This is a genomic window from Acetobacter zythi (genome assembly GCF_963921165.1).
Classification (GTDB): domain Bacteria; phylum Pseudomonadota; class Alphaproteobacteria; order Acetobacterales; family Acetobacteraceae; genus Acetobacter.
The window spans coordinates 34,589-51,428 of the sequence record NZ_CAWUEO010000044.1 but is presented as its reverse complement, the minus strand read 5'-3'; the positions used below and the strand labels follow the sequence as shown (position 1 = coordinate 51,428).

The following is a 16,840-nucleotide window of genomic DNA, read 5'->3' as shown; positions in this document are numbered from 1 at the left end:
CTGATGTTGCAAGGTCAGGAAATGCGGCAAAGCCAGGGTCTGTTCATGAATGGACAGATGCGTCAGGCGCTCCATTTGCTTCACCTTACAAACGCGGACTTGCAGGCTTATCTGGAGGAGCAGGCAGCCTCCAATCCTTTTCTTGAGCTTCCTTCAGTTGATCCTGCGGCCCCTCCCCCTCCACGTTTTGAGCGTGGACGCATGGATATCTTCTCCCAAGGTAGCCTGCGGGAAGATGATGGCACGGCGCGCCTGCCTGATGTGCCACTCTCCCTTACGGATCAACTCTACGAACAACTACGTCTTTCCACGGCCAGCCAGCAGGATATGGTGATTGGCGCCTATCTGATCGAGGCATTGGATGCCGCAGGTCGCCTCTCGGAAAGTGTGGACGTGCTTGCACAGCGCACGGGACGACCAGCTGCGGAAATCGAACGTGTGCGCCAGAATATGATGCGCTTTGAACCCGTGGGAATATTTGCGCGGTCCTTGCGTGAATGTCTGGCTGTGCAGTTGCAGGAACGCGGCTGTCTGGATGCGCCCATGGAAAAACTGCTGGACCATATGGACATTCTGGCGCGAGGTGAAATGTCGCGTCTGAGTAGGCAATGTCAGGTGGATAAGGCAACGCTGGATAGCATGGTTGCCGAACTAAAAAGGCTTAATCCCAAACCCGGGTTTGATGCAGGGTCTGAAATGCTGCCTGTGCGCATGTCAGACCTTATTGTCAGCGCCGACGGACATGGGGACTGGGTGGTAGAGTTGAATGCCCAAACCCTGCCACGTGTTATGCTGGTGCATGACCTTCAAACACGGGTTAGCCTGCGGGGGCAGGAGGTGCGTAAACAAGATCGTCAGGTCTCATGGTTTTTGGACCAGTGGCACACACAGGCCAACTGGCTTGTCCGTGGTATGGAACTGCGTTGCAATACGTTGTTACGGGTAGCGCGGGAGATTTTTCGGCGGCAGGAAGCTTTTCTTGTGCATGGTGCTTCAGGGCTTGTGCCTCTCACGCTCAAGGATGTGGCAGAGGGAGTTGGTGTGCATGAAAGCACAGTCAGCAGGGCTGTTATGGGCAAGGCTGTGACCACACCACAAGGATTATTTGCTTTACGCTTCTTCTTTTCTTCGGTTCTTGCGGGTAATACCCAGCAGGCACATAGTGCTGAAGCTGTGCGCGAAATTATTCGGCGTCTGGTGGCGGAAGAAAAACCCAAGTCTGTTTTATCAGATGATGATCTTGTACGTCTTTTGCGGGAGAAGGGTATTGTTATTGCTCGAAGAACTGTTGCCAAATATAGGGATATCCTGAATATTTCCCCATCTTTTGTCAGGAAGCGGAAAAATTTGCTCCGCGGCAGGGGTGGTTAAGGTGAAGCGTGAGTGTATTTCACTGTAACCATTCAAAAATACTTGAGAATCATTATAAAAATTTATGAAATTAAATCATGTTTTTTCAACCATCGACTCCATAAAGGGTATATTAATACCTCTATTCATTTCGAAATCGTTTCATAGTATACTGTGGGGGCGATGTCGGAAGCTCACATAACCGGCTGGGTGGTCATACGGTTGCGGGAAATATGACATGACGCTACGAAAAGAAAATCAGAGCATTATGTCTGTTACAGCGGGTATAACGGAAACGAGTGCCGAGGTAGCTCTGTCCGGACTGTATGAAATTTCCCGCATTCTGTGCTCTCCTATAGAGCTTGGCGTTATGCTTGTTCAGGTGTTTGCAACACTTGAGAATTTTCTTGATATGAATGCGTGTGTATGTGTGCTGCTCGGTGAGGGGGACAGGGTAGAGCGGATTGTGGGCTCGCACGGAGACCCCGTTATTTCCCGCGATTATTTTATGTCTATGCCCGAACGTGTTCTGGGCCACATTGTAACGCACAAAGCGCCTTTAATTGTTCCAGATATTGCCAATGACCAGATAATTGGTTTTCGTGCAAAACCTGCATGGGCGGTTAATCCACGGCAGGTAGGGCTTATTGGTGTTCCCATTCCTGGGCGGGATGGAATTATTGGCATTCTGGTTGTGGATTGTAAGGCGTTTTCGCCAGATTCTCCGGTTATTGCCTTAAATACGCGCCTGCTGGCCATGGTGGGTCACCTCATTGGGCAGACCGTTCGCCTGCACAGACTTGTAGAGCGTGACCGTGAAAGACTTATGGGCGATCTGGACCGCCGGACTGAAGTCGCCAAGTTGGGGGTAACAGCTTCGGCCGATACGACAGATGTTCGCATTGTGGGGGAAAGCCCTGCCATTACGGCGGTTATGGAAAAAATTCGCATTGTGGCGCGTAGTAATGCCACCGTTCTCTTGCGTGGGGAATCCGGTACGGGGAAGGAAGTGTTTGCACGTGCCCTGCACCAGTCCTCCCCTCGGGCTAAAGCGCCTTTTGTCAAACTCAATTGCGCGGCACTGCCGGAAACAGTTCTTGAATCTGAACTGTTCGGGCATGAAAAAGGGGCGTTTACCGGAGCAGTGACAGCCCGTAAGGGGCGCTTTGAACTTGCGGATAGTGGCACGTTATTCCTTGATGAAATTGGAGAAATTTCTGCCTCTTTTCAGGCAAAGCTCCTGCGGGTTCTTCAGGAAGGTGAATTTGAACGGGTGGGGGGAACGCGGACATTAAAAGTGAATGTCCGTATTGTGGCCGCCACAAACCGTGATCTGGAAGATGCTGTGACCAAAGGCAAATTCCGTGCAGATCTTTATTATCGGCTGAGTGTTATTCCAGTTTTTCTTCCATCCCTGCGGGAGCGTCCAAGTGATATTCCTTTGCTGGCAAAGGAGTTTCTTGATCGTTTTAATCAGGAAAATGGGACAGAATTACAGATTGATTCCAATGGACTTTCGGTCCTGAGCGGCTGCTATTTTCCGGGCAATGTGCGTGAGTTGGAGAACTGCATCCGGCGGACAGCAACTCTCTCACGTGGGATTGTTATTGGTGAGGATGATTTTGCCTGCCATAGTGAAGGATGTCTTTCTTCTGTTCTGTGGCAGGTGGGGGGGGCGAACAATGCTGTTCCGCCTCCAGCCAAGGAACCGCTCCTGCTTTCTTTGCGAGAAGCGCCAGTTCCACCGTCTCCCTCAATCGATACACCAGTTTCGGTGCGTTCGGAGAAGGAGGTTCTTGAAGATGCCATGGAAAAAGCTGGCTGGGTTCAGGCTAAGGCTGCGCGTATTCTGGGGTTGACGCCGCGTCAGGTAGGATACGCTTTGCGTAAAAATGGAATTTCAATCAAAAAATTCTAAAACAGGATAGCATGAGTTAAAGCCTCCTCCATAGTTGCATTTGGGGGGAGGTTTTTCTGAGTTGCTGTTTTTCTAACGCTTTTCATTACATTTTGGATGCAGGCAGCGCAGCTTGGCATGAATTTTGCGTCTTCTCTTCTTACCAATGAAGGGGAGAAGGGCAGATGGCCGGGCAGTTGATCGGCCTGCAAGATTTTGCAGGCAATGGTGCGGAAACCATGCGAGAAGCGCTCTCAGGCGGGTGCTCGTCGTCTCAGTGCGGGAGTTCTGATAAACCGGATTCCATGCCCGAGGAAGTCTGGGCAAAAATCAAGGATCATCCGTGTTATTCGGAAGAGGCGCATCATTATTTTGCGCGGATGCATGTTGCCGTTGCTCCAGCATGTAATATTCAGTGCAACTACTGCAATCGCAAATATGATTGTGCGAACGAAAGTCGGCCGGGTGTCGTTTCAGAAAAACTGACTCCAGATCAGGCGCAACGCAAGGTTATTACCGTTGCCAACGAGGTTCCTCAGCTTTCCGTTCTTGGGATCGCTGGCCCGGGGGATGCGTGTTACGACTGGAAAAAAACGCGCGAGACATTTGGACTGATCTCGGCCGATATATCGGATATCAAATTGTGTTTGTCGACCAATGGTCTGGCTCTGCCCGATCATGTGGATGAAATTGCGAACATGAATATCGATCATGTGACCATTACCATTAACATGGTTGATCCAGAGATTGGTGTGCAGATCTACCCATGGATTTTTTACAAAAATCGGCGTTGGACCGGTCTGGATGCTTCAAAAATCCTGCATGAACGTCAGATGCTGGGTTTGGAAATGCTGACCGAACGGGGCATTCTTACAAAAATAAACTCGGTTATGATCCCCGGTGTGAACGATACACACCTGTTGGAAGTTAATCGGGTTGTGAAGGAAAAAGGCGCATTTTTACATAATATTATGCCTCTTATTTCCGATCCCGCACATGGCACCCATTATGGGTTGACCGGCCAGCGCGGTCCAACGGCTGCCGAACTCAAGGCACTACAGGACCAGTTGGAGGATGGCGCAAAACTCATGCGGCACTGTAGGCAGTGCCGGGCTGATGCGGTGGGACTTCTGGGCGAAGATCGTGGTCAGGAGTTCACGCTGGACCAACTGGCGGAGAGTGTTGCCTATGATCCATCCCGCCGGGTGAACTACCGGGCACTTGTCTCTGAAATGCGCGGCGAGCACGAAGCCGCCAAACGTGCAGCCAGTGAGTCTTTGGTTGATGTTCAACAAGCGCCGTCTGCTCTGGTCGCGATTGCGACAAAAGGTGGTGGGCGTATTAACCAGCATTTCGGTCACGCCACGGAGTTCCAGATCTATGAGATTTCGGCTCAGGGTATCAAATTTGTTGGGCACCGCAAAACCGACCAGTACTGCGAAGGTGGTTGGGGTGAGGATGCCACTCTGGATGGGGTCATTGCAGCCCTTGAAGGCGTGAGTGCTGTACTGTGCGGAAAAATTGGTGACTGCCCCAAGGAGTCTCTGGCTGCGGCAGGCATTGTTGCAACCGATGCCTATGCCCTCGAATGGATTGAAGAGGGCATAGGCCATTGGTACGAACAGGTGAATGGAAAACAGGAACAGCGCCAGAGCGCTTGATCCGATATTGATTTTTTTGAAAGGTTGAAGTTATGGCTTACAAAATTGTTACCTCTCAGTGCACTGTTTGCGGCGCTTGTGAATTCGAATGCCCCAATGCGGCAATTTCTCTCAAGAATGATCTGTATGTGATCAATGCCAAAAAATGCACCGAGTGCGAAGGGCAGTTTGATGTTCCGCAATGTGCTGCGGTCTGCCCGGTGCCCAAGACCTGCATTCCGGCCTGAGGACCCCAAAAGCCGTGCCAGATCATGCCAACGGAGACGATCAGACCAGGGATATATCCGCCTGGGAGACGGCCGAACCGCATGACTGGCTCGGTCATAAGCTCCAGTGCCAGGGTTGTCGGCATGAAGAACTACACCGCGATGGTCGGTGTAGGCGTGGGCGCGTGTGTGTGCGCGATGCCCGTGCACGCCGGATAGAACGATTTTTTCGTGAAAATCCATCAGGTGCCAACGACTATCTTGATCACCCTTATTTTGAAGTGCGGACGTTGGCTGTGCGGTTTGCGTCGGTCTTTCGGCTACCAGCACTCATAGACGATCCAGATGCTGAAGTGCGTGCAGGTGTTGCCCTGCGCCTGCCAGTTGTGCGGGTTGAGGCGTTGATGACAGACCCGGACCGGCGGGTCCGTATTGCCGTGGCAAGTCGGCTGACAGGACCGGCATTGCTGAAAATGCTTACTGATGAAGACTGGTTTGTTCGCCTTGTTGTTGTAAGGCGTCTTTCGGCAACAAGCCTTGTGAATGCCGTGCATGATCCAGAACCAGATGTGCGCCGCTGGGTGGCACGGGGTATTGATCTTAAATATCTGCCCGCATTAGCGGCTGATCCCGAACCAACGGTACGTCAGATTGTAGCAACCCGCGCACAGGAGGGGCTGTTGCTACAACTCGCACATGATCACGATATTCGGGTCCGGTTTACGTCAATTGAAAGATTGCCATATCCGATGCTCGCAACATTGGAACACGACGAAGAAAAAATCATTCGTGATCTGGTAGTGCGGCGTCTTGCCGAGGAAAGGCAGGAGAGCAATTCAGGAGGGGAAGATCATGGGATTGGGGCGTGAGGAAGAAGTAGAAACGCGCGGTAAGCCTGTTTTTATGCCCGGTACCAAGGTCCGGGCAACACGGTACGTCAAAAATGACGGGACTTTTGCAGGCCGTGAGATTGGAGAAATGCTCGTTCACAAGGGTGATATTGGGTACGTGCGGGACATCGGTGTGTTCTTGCAGCGATACTATATTTACGCGGTTGAGTTTGTGGAACGCGGCACAATTGTTGGCATGCGAGCGCGTGAACTGCATGAAGAAATTGAGAATAGGAATGTGCCATGAAGGTGATGTTGCGCCGTAATGACAGGGGTTTGTCGGTTTATGTGCCCAAAAAGGATCTTGAGCAACAGGTGATTGCACAGGAAAAAGAAACATTATGGGGCGGCTGGGTCCGGCTTAAAAACGGTTGGGTGCTTGAACTTCCTTCTATGGAAACCGACACAAAACTGCCGATAACAGTCAATGCGCGCCGTATTGGCGAGGAGGAAGGCGTATGATCGGCTGGGATCATCTTTTCGCGCGTATGAGTGCCGGGCATCTGGTGCCTTATCTTGGACCGGGTATGACCGCTATAGCCCTTGATCTGCAAAAACAGTCCGCGCAGGCTACCGGGCAGAGTAAGGAAGCAGACAGTCTTGTTCCGTCCAATACAAAGGAGCTTGCAGATTTTTTTGGTCGGCATGTGGCTTTGCCAAAACGTGCACGGGGTAATCCATGGGCTGCTGCCCAGTATATTGAAAGTAAACGCCACCGTCAGACACTGGATGCCTTGATGGACCGTGCGTTTGCGCAGCCTATTGCACCCTCTCCGTTGCATTTTAGTTTAGCAGCGAGTGCGCCTTCCATGATTGTTGATACATGGTACGATGGGATCATGCGTGTGGCCCTGAGTTGCGTAGCGGGCAACCGTTGGGGCGAGGTGCAGGGCACACCACGGACAGGTGTGCGCGATTTTACCTGGTTTTGTGCGTATGACGCGCAAGGAGATTCAGTTGCTATGCAAAATGCATTAGACTGGAAAACCCTTCTTTACAAACCGCATGGCTCTGTCTCTCCCGCCCACCATTATCTGGTTGCTGATTCAGACTATGTCGAAGTGCTGACAGAACTCGACATCCAGACGCCGATTCCTGACATTGTGCAGCAGCGCCGCATACCCGTTGGGTTTTTGTTTTTAGGGTGCAGGTTTGATGACCAAATGCTGCGTTCCTACGCGCGACAGATTATGAAACGTTCTGCCGGGCCGCATTATGCTATTCTGCCAGATGTTGAGCTGACCCGTAATGAACTGCGTTTTCTGGACGAAATGCAGATTGCCCGTCTTGATCTGCCACTTGTGGGGCATGATTATGTGAGCAACCCTGCATAAAGTGTAAAAGTGTCAGATTTTATGGGATTTTTGTTCTTCCTATAAAAATTATAGTTTTGGCCTTCTGTATTTTCAAACCTCTTGAGAGGTATCTACCCTTAATTTTGAATTATTTCATATTATCTGGTCCGTGCCGAGGAGCGTTTGGCACAGTATTTGCGAGATAACAGGGTGTGTCGGACGCGTTGTCCGAAACAGGCAGTTCCATCAATACAGGACCGAAATCATGGGTAAGCTTCGCCAGATCGCCTTTTATGGCAAGGGAGGGATCGGTAAATCGACCACTTCCCAGAATACGCTCGCCGCTCTCGTTGAGATGGGGCAGAAGATCCTGATCGTTGGGTGTGATCCCAAGGCTGACTCCACGCGTCTGATTCTGAACGCCAAGGCACAGGATACGGTTCTCAGCCTTGCTGCTGAAGCGGGTTCCGTGGAAGACCTTGAACTCGAAGACGTTCTCAAAATTGGTTACAACGGCATCAAATGTGTTGAATCTGGTGGTCCAGAACCAGGTGTGGGTTGTGCTGGGCGTGGGGTTATTACGTCCATCAACTTCCTCGAAGAAAATGGCGCTTATGATGATGTAGACTACGTGTCCTACGACGTGCTGGGTGACGTGGTATGCGGCGGGTTTGCTATGCCAATCCGTGAAAACAAGGCGCAAGAAATTTACATTGTCATGTCCGGCGAAATGATGGCGCTGTATGCCGCCAACAACATTGCCAAGGGTATTCTGAAATACGCCCATTCAGGCGGTGTGCGTCTGGGCGGGCTGATCTGCAACGAACGTCAGACGGACCGTGAGTATGATCTGGCCGATGCGCTGGCCAAGCGCCTGAACTCCAAGCTCATTCATTTTGTGCCGCGCGCCAACATTGTGCAGCATGCTGAACTGCGCCGCCAGACAGTGATCGAATATGCACCCGAAAGCCAGCAGGCTGCGGAATACCGCGAACTGGCGCGCAAAATCCATGAAAACTCGGGCCAGGGCACCATTCCTACCCCGATCACTATGGAAGAGCTGGAAGAAATGCTGCTGGAATTCGGTATCATGAAAACCGAGGAACAGCAGTTGGCCGAACTGGCCGCCAAGGAAGCCACAAAAACCGCCGCTGCAACAGCGTGATCTTGAGCCGGGCGGGTCGGGTAGTTCCGTGCCCGTCAGGCTTCTCGCTCTCGAAACCCAGGAGTAAAGACGATGAGCCTCGATGAAGGGACCATCAACGACCCCACGCTGCCTGCACGCCTGATTGCAGAGGTTCTGGAAGCGTATCCGGACAAATCCCGCAAGCGCCGTCAGAAGCATCTGAGCGTATCCACGACCCCTGATGCCGAAGAAAAGGCAGAAGGTGCCCTGAGCGAATGTGACGTCAAGTCGAACGTCAAGTCCATTCCCGGTGTCATGACCATTCGTGGCTGTGCTTATGCCGGGTCGAAGGGCGTGGTCTGGGGGCCGGTCAAGGACATGGTGCATATCAGCCATGGACCTGTAGGTTGTGGGCAGTATTCTTGGTCACAGCGTCGGAATTACTACATTGGTAATACTGGCGTGGATTCATTTGTGACCATGCAGTTTACGTCCGATTTTCAAGAACGCGACATTGTTTTTGGTGGCGATAAGAAGCTTGAAAAAATCATTGATGAAATCGATGAACTTTTCCCGCTCGCCAAAGGTATTTCCATTCAGTCCGAATGTCCAATCGGCCTGATTGGGGACGATATTGAAGCTGTCTCGCGCAAGAAGAAGAAGGAAACCGGAAAAACCATTGTTCCTGTACGGTGCGAAGGTTTCCGTGGTGTTTCTCAGTCTCTTGGTCACCATATTGCGAATGACGCCATTCGTGACTGGGTGTTCAATCAGGATGGTGCGGAAGACACATTTGAGACCACACCTTATGATGTTAATGTCATTGGTGATTACAATATTGGTGGCGATGCGTGGTCTTCCCGTATTCTGCTTGAAGAAATTGGTCTGCGGGTGGTTGGTAACTGGTCGGGCGATGCAACGCTGGCCGAGATGGAGCGTGCGCCCAAAGCCAAGCTCAATCTTATCCATTGTTACCGCTCCATGAACTATATTTGCCGTTACATGGAAGAGAAGTACAATATTCCTTGGGTGGAATATAACTTCTTTGGTCCGTCCCAGATTGCCGCATCCCTGCGCAAGATCGCAGCTTTGTTTGATGAGACGATTCAGGCAAATGCGGAGCGGGTTATTGCCAAGTATCAGCCTCTGGTTGACGCTATTTTGGCAAAATACAAGCCGCGCCTCGAAGGCAAGACGGTCATGCTCTATGTTGGCGGTCTGCGTCCGCGCCACGTGGTGAATGCCTATGATGATCTGGGTATGGTCATTACCGGCACGGGCTACGAGTTCGCACATAGCGATGACTACCAGCGCACTGGCCATTATGTGCGTGAAGGCACGCTGATCTATGATGACGTAACCGGCTACGAGCTTGAGCGCTTCATTGAAGGCATGCGTCCTGATCTTGTCGGATCTGGCATTAAGGAAAAATACCCTGTCCAGAAAATGGGTATTCCGTTCCGTCAGATGCACTCATGGGATTATTCCGGCCCCTACCATGGTTACGACGGCTTTGCGATTTTCGCGCGTGACATGGATCTGGCCATCAACAACCCGGTCTGGGGGCTGTTCAAGGCGCCCTGGAAAAAAGAAGCAGCCTAACGCTGTTTCTTAAAAATGAACTGAACAGGCGTGTGGTGCCGTCTGGCGCACCCACGACCTGAAGAGGAGCAAGGACAATGCCACAGTCCGCTGACAAGATTCTCGACCACGCGCCGCTGTTTCGGGAACCTGAATATAAAGACATGCTCGCTCGCAAGGCCGAGTTCGAGAACATGCCCCCGGTTGAACAGGTCACGCAGATTGCTGACTGGACCAAAAGCTGGGACTATCGGGAAAAGAATTTTGCCCGTGAGTCACTCAGTGTTAACCCGGCCAAGGCGTGTCAGCCTCTGGGTGCTGTGTTCGTGGCGTCCGGTTTTGAACGCACGATGAGCTTTGTGCATGGTTCGCAAGGTTGCGTGGCGTATTATCGCTCGCATCTGTCACGCCATTTTAAGGAGCCATCTTCGGCTGTATCGTCTTCCATGACGGAAGATGCCGCTGTTTTTGGCGGCCTGAACAACATGGTTGACGGGCTGGCAAACACCTACAAGCTTTATTCACCAAAAATGATTGCCGTTTCCACCACCTGCATGGCGGAAGTGATCGGCGATGACCTGAATGCCTTTATTGCCACAGCAAAAGAAAAAGAGTCGGTTCCGGCGGACTTTGATGTGCCTTTTGCCCACACACCGGCATTTGTTGGCAGCCATGTGACTGGCTACGACAATATGCTCAAGGGTATTCTGGAACATTTTTGGAAAGGCAAGGAAGCCAAGCCCAATGGTTCCCTGAACATTATTCCGGGTTTTGATGGTTTTGCTGTTGGTAACAACCGCGAACTCAAGCGTATTCTGGACCTGATGGGCGTGGATTACACGATCCTTTCGGATGTGTCTGACCAGTTTGACACACCCTCGGATGGTGAGTTCCGTATGTATGATGGCGGCACGCCGATTGAAGCGACCAAAAATGCGGTCAATGCTTCGGCCACGTTGTCCTTGCAGGAATATTGCACACCCAAAACGCTCGACTACGCAGCCAGTTTTGGCCAGAAAACAAAGTTTCTGCACTATCCGATTGGGGTTGGCGGGACTGATGATCTGTTGAGCAGCATTTCCGAGTTGACGGGTAAACCCGTGCCGGAAGCTCTGGAGCTTGAACGTGGCCGTCTGGTGGACGCCATGGCGGATAGCCAGTCCTGGCTGCATGGCAAAACCTACGCCATTTATGGTGATCCAGACTTTGTTTATGGCATGGCGCGCTTTGTGCTTGAAACAGGTGGCGAGCCTAAGCATTGCCTTGCAACAAATGGCTCCAAGGCTTGGGAAGCCCAGATGCAGGAACTGTTTGACAGTTCGCCATTCGGTGCGGGCTGCAAAGCTTGGGGGGGGCGTGATCTGTGGCATATGCGTTCGTTGCTGGCCACGGAAGAGGTTGATCTGCTGATTGGCAACTCCTACGGCAAGTATTTGGAGCGCGATACCAAAACGCCTCTGATCCGGCTGATGTTCCCGATCTTTGATCGTCATCATCATCACCGTTTCCCTGTATGGGGTTATCAGGGTGGTCTGCGTGTTCTGGTGACAATCCTTGATAAAATCTTTGATTGTTTGGATCAGGATACAATGGATCCGGGTGTTACGGACTACTCCTTTGATCTGACGCGCTAAAAACGTCTTTTTACCCTGCCCCGTTCAGGTTTGAACGGGGCACCTCTCATAGGAGAATGGGCATGGCGGAGTCCCTGAACGCGAAAATAACCGCGCTCTTTGATGAGCCAGGTTGCGATACAAACGTGGCCAAAGGTGAAAAGGCACGTAAAAAGGGATGCTCCAAGCCGCTCCAGCCCGGTGCAGCGGCTGGGGGGTGTGCTTTTGATGGTGCCAAGATCGCGCTCCAGCCCATAACGGATGTTGTGCATCTGGTGCATGGCCCACTGGCCTGTGAGGGAAATGGCTGGGACAATCGGCACGCTGCAACGTCCGGGCCTGAATTGTACCGTATTGGGGCCACAACCGATCTTACCGAAACCGATATTATTATGGGTAATGGCGAAAAACGCCTTTACCGCGCCATACGTGAAGTGATTGAACGGTACACGCCACCTGCTATTTTTGTTTACTCTACCTGTGTGCCCGCCCTGATTGGCGACGACATTCATGCCGTTTGCCACCATGCTACCGAAAAATTCGGCACACCCTGCATTCCCATTAACGCGCCGGGTTTTGTCGGGTCCAAAAATCTGGGGAACAAACTGGCGGGGGAGGCTCTGCTTGATCATGTGATCGGGACCATGGAGCCGGAATGCAGTACGCCCACGGATATCAATATTTTAGGGGAATATAATCTCTCCGGGGAGTTGTGGCAGGTCAAACCCCTGCTGGCACAACTGGGCATACGCCTTAATGCCTGCATTACCGGGGATGCGCGCTACCACGAAGTTGCGACCGCGCATCGTGCACGGGTGAACATGATGGTCTGCTCCACGGCCTTGATCAACGTAGCCCGTAAAATGGAGGAGCGGTGGGGCATTCCCTATTTTGAAGGTTCTTTTTACGGGATTGGTGACACATCGGATGCCCTGCGCACTTTGGCGCGGATGCTGGTTGCACGCGGAGCAGAAGCTGATCTGATCGACCGCACCGAAGACCTGATTAGTGCGGAAGAGCAAAGGGCTTGGAACAGGCTGGAGCCTTACCGCGAGCGGCTGGCAGGCAAGCGGGTTCTGCTTTACACTGGTGGGGTCAAATCCTGGTCAATCGTTTCCGCCTTGCAGGAAATGGGGATGGTGATTGTCAGCACATCTGTTCGGAAGTCGACAGATAACGACAAGCAGAAAATTAAAGATCTTATGGGTGGGGATGCCCATATGGTCAGTTCCATTCCCCCGCGGGAGATGTACGCCCAATTGCGGCGGGGAGATGCGGACATTCTGCTGTCAGGCGGACGCACGCAGTTTGTCGCCCTTAAGGCCCGCACGCCGTGGTTGGATATTAATCAGGAGCGCCACCACGCCTTTGCCGGGTACGATGGCATGGTCACACTTGTTCGGGAGTTGGATGCCTCTCTGTCTAACCCGGTGTGGGAGGATGTCAGGCGACTTGCCCCGTGGGAGCAGGAAGATGGCGAGGCAGAGTTTGATGATGAAGGCGTACCGGCCCTCGTGCCAATCGGATAAGGGACAATATAATGGCGACCGTTATCCAGCGCCGCAAGGCGGCTTCTCTTAATCCACTCAAATCCTCCGCACCATTGGGTGCTGCCCTTGCCTATTTGGGGATTGAAAAGGGGATTCCGCTTTTTCATGGTGCGCAGGGGTGTACCTCCTTTGCGCTTGTATTGTCTGTAAGGCACTTCAAGGAGGCTATTCCTCTCCAGACAACCGCCATGGATGAAGTTGCTACCGTTCTGGGGGGCGCTTCCAATCTGGAAGAAGCACTTTTAACGCTCGCACGGCGCATGAAGCCGGGTTTTATTGGTGTTGCGACCACAGCTCTGGTGGAAACACGGGGAGAGGATAGCGAGGGCGATTTACGCTTGATTATGGAGCGTAACCCGGAACTTGCGGAGACAAAGGTCGTTCTGGCCTCCACCCCAGATTATGCCGGAGCACTGGAAGAGGGCTGGGCAAGTGCGACCACTGCAATCATCAACAGCCTTGTTGAGCCGTGGTCTCCATCAATTCGTTCATTTCAGCAGATCAATGTGTTGCCCGGTGTACACCAGACCCCGGCGGACATTGAAGTATTGCGTGAAATTATTGAAAGCTTTGGATTTTATCCAGTTATTCTCCCCGATATTTCTTACTCGCTTGATGGGCATATTGCGGAGAGCTGGGTGCCGACCTCCCTTGGTGGTACATCGCTGTCGGAAATTGCGAATATGGCGCGTGCAGTACACACCATTGCCATTGGTGAGCATATGCGGACGCCCGCAGATACCCTGACCGCCATGACCGGCGTACCCGCAACAGTGTTTCCTACACTAACGGGTCTGGAACCATCGGACAGGCTTGTCTCTTTACTCGCACGGCTCTCGCTCAGACCAGTGCCGGGGCGCCTGCGTAGGCATCGTGCGCAACTGGTAGACGCCATGTTGGACGGACATTTTTATTTTGGCGGCAAAAAGGTGGCTATTGCTGCTGACCCGGACCTACTGTTCAGCCTGTCGCAGTTTTTTGCGGGTATGGGGGCCTCGGTCGTAACCGCCATTGCCTCGACCGGGGGTAACCGTAACCTTCAGCGTATTCCGGTTGAGAATGTGATTGTGGGTGACCTGACAGATCTGGAGGATGGCGCGGCGCAGGCTGGAGCAGACCTGCTTGTTACGCACAGCCACGGGCGGCAGGCGGCGGCACGGCTTGGTGTGCCGTTAATGCGTGTGGGCTTTCCAATCTTTGACCGGCTTGGCGTCGCGCATGAGGAAACGGTGGGCTATCGCGGCACACGTTCGCTTATCTTCCGTGTGGCCAACCAGTTCCTCGGCGAGAGTCATGAGCACAGGCCGGAAGATTTTGGAAGTGCCATTCCAGCACCAGTCATTACAACTGAGGAGGGGCGTCATGCCAGCGGTACATTTGCAACTCATTGAAACAGCACAGAACGACACGCAGGACGAACTGCGGCAGGACGTACCGCGGCTGAGGATTGCCATTGCCACGCGGGATATGAAGTCCCTTAACGCGCATTTTGGTTCGGCCCAGCGTTTTGCAATCTGGGATGTCACACCACAGAACGCGCGTTTTGTGGAGGCCGTGGCTTTTGATGATGTCTCGGATGAAAGTGGCGCGCACCAGACCGAGGGGGATGACCGGATCGGCCCCAAAGTGGAGGCCCTTGCGGGGTGTAACCTTCTTTTTGTGCTCGCTATTGGCGGTCCTGCGGCGGCCAAGGTCGTGCGGGCGCATATTCATCCGGTCAAACTGCTTAACCCTGAGAGCATCCCCTCGGTCATTGAACGCGTGCAGACCATGATGGTGGGCAACCCCCCGCCGTGGCTGCGCAAGGCCATGGGCGTCAAACGCTCCATGGATTTTCTGGATGAGGACGATTGATATGTCTCACGAAGTGTTGCCAGAAACTCTGGTGCAGGAAGAAGACCCGATGAAAAGCCCTTTTCTCAAGGCGTTAATCGGGCGTATCCGTGCGGAAGACTCCTTTGGCGCGTGGGAGAACAAACCGGACGAATGGCTGTTGCGTGATTATATTGTCAGCCGGGAAGAAAAACGCGCCATGCCGATTATTAGTGACCCAGACCCGGATGTTATCTCGCGGGTGGAGCATTTTTATCAAGCTGTTGGTCTGGCGGTGGAGCAGGATTGCGGCCTGATGGCATCCCCCATGATGAAAATGAGCCATGAGGGTTTTGGCCGGGTGATCCTGACAACGGGCAGGCTTGTCATATTCTCAAAAACCCTGCGTGACGTGCACCGTTTCGGATTTGAAAATCTGGAAGCACTGTCGAACGAAGGCATGAAGGCAGTCCGTATGGCCCTTGATGTTATCGGGGAATATCCAGATGTTGCCAATGTGTGAAAGGACAGAAAACAATGTCTGACATTGAGGATCTGCGCGCCGAAATCAAAAAACTTTCGTCGCGGGCGGTCAAGGCCAAAATGGACCTGCATGACCTGTCCGAAGATCTCCCTATTGGCTGGACCAACATTCCCGAAGTGGCGGCCCGTGCGCATGATGCATACGCCACTCTGGAAGCACGTCGCACGGCCCTGCGTGCGCTGGAAGAAAAAGAGGTTAAAGCATGAGCGCGACAACCCGAGATGGCCGTAGTTGGACCCCGTCTTACCTGAACGCCATAGACCCCGGTGTGTGTATTGGTTGTGGCCGCTGCTACAAGGTGTGCGGTCGCGGTGTCATGACACTACGGGGGGTGAATGACGAAGGCAAAATTGTGGATGACGAGGAAGATGAAGACGATATTGATCGTCGCGTCATGGCCATGGACGATGCAGGGGCCTGCGTGGGGTGTGGTGCTTGCGCCCGCGTGTGCCCGACCAACTGCCAGACCCACATAGCAGCCTGATCAACCCGGAGGAACTGGTTATGGGAGCAGCGGATATTCATGCCTGGCTGATGGCGGCTGTTCATGGGGATATGTGTGAAGGCTTTGATGCGCATGTTCTGGCTTCCATACTGGCCGTTGGTCTGGCGGACGCCAAGGAGCGCAACTGTTTACCATCGGAAACACTTGGTGTAGGGGGCGCGCGACTGAGCGAGCTTGTGGCGCAGGTGTTCCCTTCCGTGCTGGCATTGTTTGAATCATTTGAAAGTCAGGCCGAGCCTGTATTGGATGAGGATGAAAACTGCTTGCGTGACCTCTTGCGCAGAGCGACCACAGGGGATGCGCGCGAACTGTTGCTAGCTGACATGGTCGCACGCCGCGCCATGGCCCCCAACCATCTGTGGCAGGACTTGGGATTACGCTCACGGCGGGAACTGTCCTGGGTTATGGAACGCCACTTTGAACCGCTGGCCAGCCGGAACACGGGCGATATGAAGTGGAAAAAATTTCTTTTCCGTATGATCTGTCGTGATGAAGGGTTTCGGCTGTGTAGTGTTCCCGTCTGTTCCGAATGTGACGATTTTGATGATTGTTTTGGTGATGAAAGCGGTGAAAGCCGTATGGCGCGCATTCGCAAGAGCGCGGACTGATATGGCACCGTGCTCCTGTGAACACTCTGTTCTCGTGATGTTTTGTGTAACATTGCGCGCATAACAGGTACGCTAACGTTACAAATATAACAGTCGTGTTGTCCCCCCAAAATGTTATCCGTTTTTGTTCGTCTGTCAGCAACAGGCATGGTCCGTCTTGGCTGTAAAAACGGCTTGTTCTGACGGGGCGTCAGGCATGTGT

At 52.8% G+C, this 16,840-nt stretch carries 18 protein-coding genes; all 18 read left to right on the top strand.

Annotation, left to right across the window (positions count from 1 at the left end; genetic code table 11):
* Positions 1–3: 3 nt before the first annotated feature.
* The 18 genes from rpoN to AABE20_RS11430 all read left to right on the top strand — a co-directional run bounded on the left by rpoN (position 4) and on the right by AABE20_RS11430 (position 16,638).
* Positions 4–1,371 carry an RNA polymerase factor sigma-54 gene (rpoN, locus tag AABE20_RS11515; protein ID WP_338333196.1) on the top strand — a complete coding sequence of 456 codons (1,368 nt, stop codon included), beginning with the start codon at positions 4–6 and terminating at the stop codon, positions 1,369–1,371.
* A gap of 217 nt (positions 1,372–1,588) precedes the next feature.
* Positions 1,589–3,268 carry a nif-specific transcriptional activator NifA gene (nifA, locus tag AABE20_RS11510; protein WP_338333195.1) on the top strand — a complete coding sequence of 560 codons (1,680 nt, stop codon included), beginning with the start codon at positions 1,589–1,591 and terminating at the stop codon, positions 3,266–3,268.
* Positions 3,269–3,432: 164 nt separating this feature from the next.
* Positions 3,433–4,908, top strand: a complete 1,476-nt coding sequence (nifB, locus tag AABE20_RS11505; RefSeq protein WP_408740900.1) for a nitrogenase cofactor biosynthesis protein NifB — start codon at positions 3,433–3,435, stop codon at positions 4,906–4,908.
* 32 nt (positions 4,909–4,940) lie between these two features.
* Entirely contained in the window at positions 4,941–5,135 is a 195-nt protein-coding gene (locus AABE20_RS11500; protein WP_338333194.1) for a 4Fe-4S binding protein, read from the top strand.
* Positions 5,136–5,149: 14 nt separating this feature from the next.
* The gene (locus AABE20_RS11495; RefSeq protein ID WP_338333193.1) at positions 5,150–5,983 is read left to right on the top strand and encodes a 4Fe4S-binding leucine-rich repeat protein; all 834 of its coding nucleotides are present in this window, start codon (positions 5,150–5,152) and stop codon (positions 5,981–5,983) included.
* Entirely contained in the window at positions 5,967–6,251 is a 285-nt protein-coding gene (locus AABE20_RS11490) for a nitrogen fixation protein NifZ (protein WP_338333192.1), read from the top strand. Before AABE20_RS11495 ends, AABE20_RS11490 begins: the two co-directional genes overlap by 17 nt.
* A complete protein-coding gene (gene nifT, locus AABE20_RS11485) occupies positions 6,248–6,466 on the top strand; it encodes a putative nitrogen fixation protein NifT (RefSeq protein ID WP_338333191.1) in 219 nt (72 codons plus the stop codon). The genes AABE20_RS11490 and nifT overlap by 4 nt, the downstream gene beginning before the upstream one ends.
* Positions 6,463–7,338, top strand: a complete 876-nt coding sequence (locus tag AABE20_RS11480) for an SIR2 family NAD-dependent protein deacylase (protein ID WP_338333190.1) — start codon at positions 6,463–6,465, stop codon at positions 7,336–7,338. The genes nifT and AABE20_RS11480 overlap by 4 nt, the downstream gene beginning before the upstream one ends.
* Before the next feature lie 226 nt (positions 7,339–7,564).
* Complete coding sequence (gene nifH / locus AABE20_RS11475) at positions 7,565–8,464, top strand: nitrogenase iron protein (RefSeq protein WP_338333189.1); 900 nt, start codon at positions 7,565–7,567, stop codon at positions 8,462–8,464.
* A 72-nt stretch (positions 8,465–8,536) separates the two neighbouring features.
* The gene (nifD, locus tag AABE20_RS11470; protein WP_338333188.1) at positions 8,537–10,027 is read left to right on the top strand and encodes a nitrogenase molybdenum-iron protein alpha chain; all 1,491 of its coding nucleotides are present in this window, start codon (positions 8,537–8,539) and stop codon (positions 10,025–10,027) included.
* 77 nt (positions 10,028–10,104) lie between these two features.
* A complete protein-coding gene (gene nifK / locus AABE20_RS11465; RefSeq protein ID WP_338333187.1) occupies positions 10,105–11,640 on the top strand; it encodes a nitrogenase molybdenum-iron protein subunit beta in 1,536 nt (511 codons plus the stop codon).
* Between the two features lie 62 nt (positions 11,641–11,702).
* Positions 11,703–13,148, top strand: a complete 1,446-nt coding sequence (gene nifE, locus AABE20_RS11460) for a nitrogenase iron-molybdenum cofactor biosynthesis protein NifE (protein ID WP_338333186.1) — start codon at positions 11,703–11,705, stop codon at positions 13,146–13,148.
* Positions 13,149–13,159: 11 nt separating this feature from the next.
* Positions 13,160–14,560: a nitrogenase iron-molybdenum cofactor biosynthesis protein NifN gene (gene nifN, locus AABE20_RS11455; RefSeq protein ID WP_338333185.1), complete on the top strand. Its 1,401-nt coding sequence runs from the start codon at positions 13,160–13,162 to the stop codon at positions 14,558–14,560.
* Positions 14,532–15,023 (top strand): nitrogen fixation protein NifX, encoded by a 492-nt coding sequence (gene nifX / locus AABE20_RS11450; RefSeq protein ID WP_338333184.1) that lies wholly within the window; start codon positions 14,532–14,534, stop codon positions 15,021–15,023. Before nifN ends, nifX begins: the two co-directional genes overlap by 29 nt.
* 1 nt (position 15,024) lies before the next feature.
* Positions 15,025–15,504 (top strand): NifX-associated nitrogen fixation protein, encoded by a 480-nt coding sequence (locus tag AABE20_RS11445; protein ID WP_338333183.1) that lies wholly within the window; start codon positions 15,025–15,027, stop codon positions 15,502–15,504.
* 14 nt (positions 15,505–15,518) lie between these two features.
* Positions 15,519–15,731: a CCE_0567 family metalloprotein gene (locus tag AABE20_RS11440; RefSeq protein ID WP_338333182.1), complete on the top strand. Its 213-nt coding sequence runs from the start codon at positions 15,519–15,521 to the stop codon at positions 15,729–15,731.
* Positions 15,728–16,009 carry a ferredoxin III, nif-specific gene (gene fdxB / locus AABE20_RS11435; RefSeq protein ID WP_338333181.1) on the top strand — a complete coding sequence of 94 codons (282 nt, stop codon included), beginning with the start codon at positions 15,728–15,730 and terminating at the stop codon, positions 16,007–16,009. Before AABE20_RS11440 ends, fdxB begins: the two co-directional genes overlap by 4 nt.
* Positions 15,973–16,638: a nitrogen fixation protein NifQ gene (locus AABE20_RS11430; RefSeq protein ID WP_338333180.1), complete on the top strand. Its 666-nt coding sequence runs from the start codon at positions 15,973–15,975 to the stop codon at positions 16,636–16,638. Before fdxB ends, AABE20_RS11430 begins: the two co-directional genes overlap by 37 nt.
* Positions 16,639–16,840 lie beyond the last annotated feature (202 nt).

What these genes read in the sequence shown, in the direction of transcription:
- nifX (WP_338333184.1), top strand. Translation starts at nt 14,532, where the DNA reads ATGCCAGCGGTACATTTGCAACTCATTGAAACAGCACAGAACGACACG.
- AABE20_RS11480 (WP_338333190.1), top strand. Translation starts at nt 6,463, where the DNA reads ATGATCGGCTGGGATCATCTTTTCGCGCGTATGAGTGCCGGGCATCTG.
- nifA (WP_338333195.1), top strand. Translation starts at nt 1,589, where the DNA reads ATGACGCTACGAAAAGAAAATCAGAGCATTATGTCTGTTACAGCGGGT.
- nifH (WP_338333189.1), top strand. Translation starts at nt 7,565, where the DNA reads ATGGGTAAGCTTCGCCAGATCGCCTTTTATGGCAAGGGAGGGATCGGT.
- fdxB (WP_338333181.1), top strand. Translation starts at nt 15,728, where the DNA reads ATGAGCGCGACAACCCGAGATGGCCGTAGTTGGACCCCGTCTTACCTG.
- AABE20_RS11440 (WP_338333182.1), top strand. Translation starts at nt 15,519, where the DNA reads ATGTCTGACATTGAGGATCTGCGCGCCGAAATCAAAAAACTTTCGTCG.
- AABE20_RS11490 (WP_338333192.1), top strand. Translation starts at nt 5,967, where the DNA reads ATGGGATTGGGGCGTGAGGAAGAAGTAGAAACGCGCGGTAAGCCTGTT.
- nifK (WP_338333187.1), top strand. Translation starts at nt 10,105, where the DNA reads ATGCCACAGTCCGCTGACAAGATTCTCGACCACGCGCCGCTGTTTCGG.
- nifB (WP_408740900.1), top strand. Translation starts at nt 3,433, where the DNA reads ATGGCCGGGCAGTTGATCGGCCTGCAAGATTTTGCAGGCAATGGTGCG.
- nifT (WP_338333191.1), top strand. Translation starts at nt 6,248, where the DNA reads ATGAAGGTGATGTTGCGCCGTAATGACAGGGGTTTGTCGGTTTATGTG.
- nifD (WP_338333188.1), top strand. Translation starts at nt 8,537, where the DNA reads ATGAGCCTCGATGAAGGGACCATCAACGACCCCACGCTGCCTGCACGC.
- nifE (WP_338333186.1), top strand. Translation starts at nt 11,703, where the DNA reads ATGGCGGAGTCCCTGAACGCGAAAATAACCGCGCTCTTTGATGAGCCA.
- AABE20_RS11445 (WP_338333183.1), top strand. Translation starts at nt 15,025, where the DNA reads ATGTCTCACGAAGTGTTGCCAGAAACTCTGGTGCAGGAAGAAGACCCG.
- nifN (WP_338333185.1), top strand. Translation starts at nt 13,160, where the DNA reads ATGGCGACCGTTATCCAGCGCCGCAAGGCGGCTTCTCTTAATCCACTC.
- AABE20_RS11500 (WP_338333194.1), top strand. Translation starts at nt 4,941, where the DNA reads ATGGCTTACAAAATTGTTACCTCTCAGTGCACTGTTTGCGGCGCTTGT.
- rpoN (WP_338333196.1), top strand. Translation starts at nt 4, where the DNA reads ATGTTGCAAGGTCAGGAAATGCGGCAAAGCCAGGGTCTGTTCATGAAT.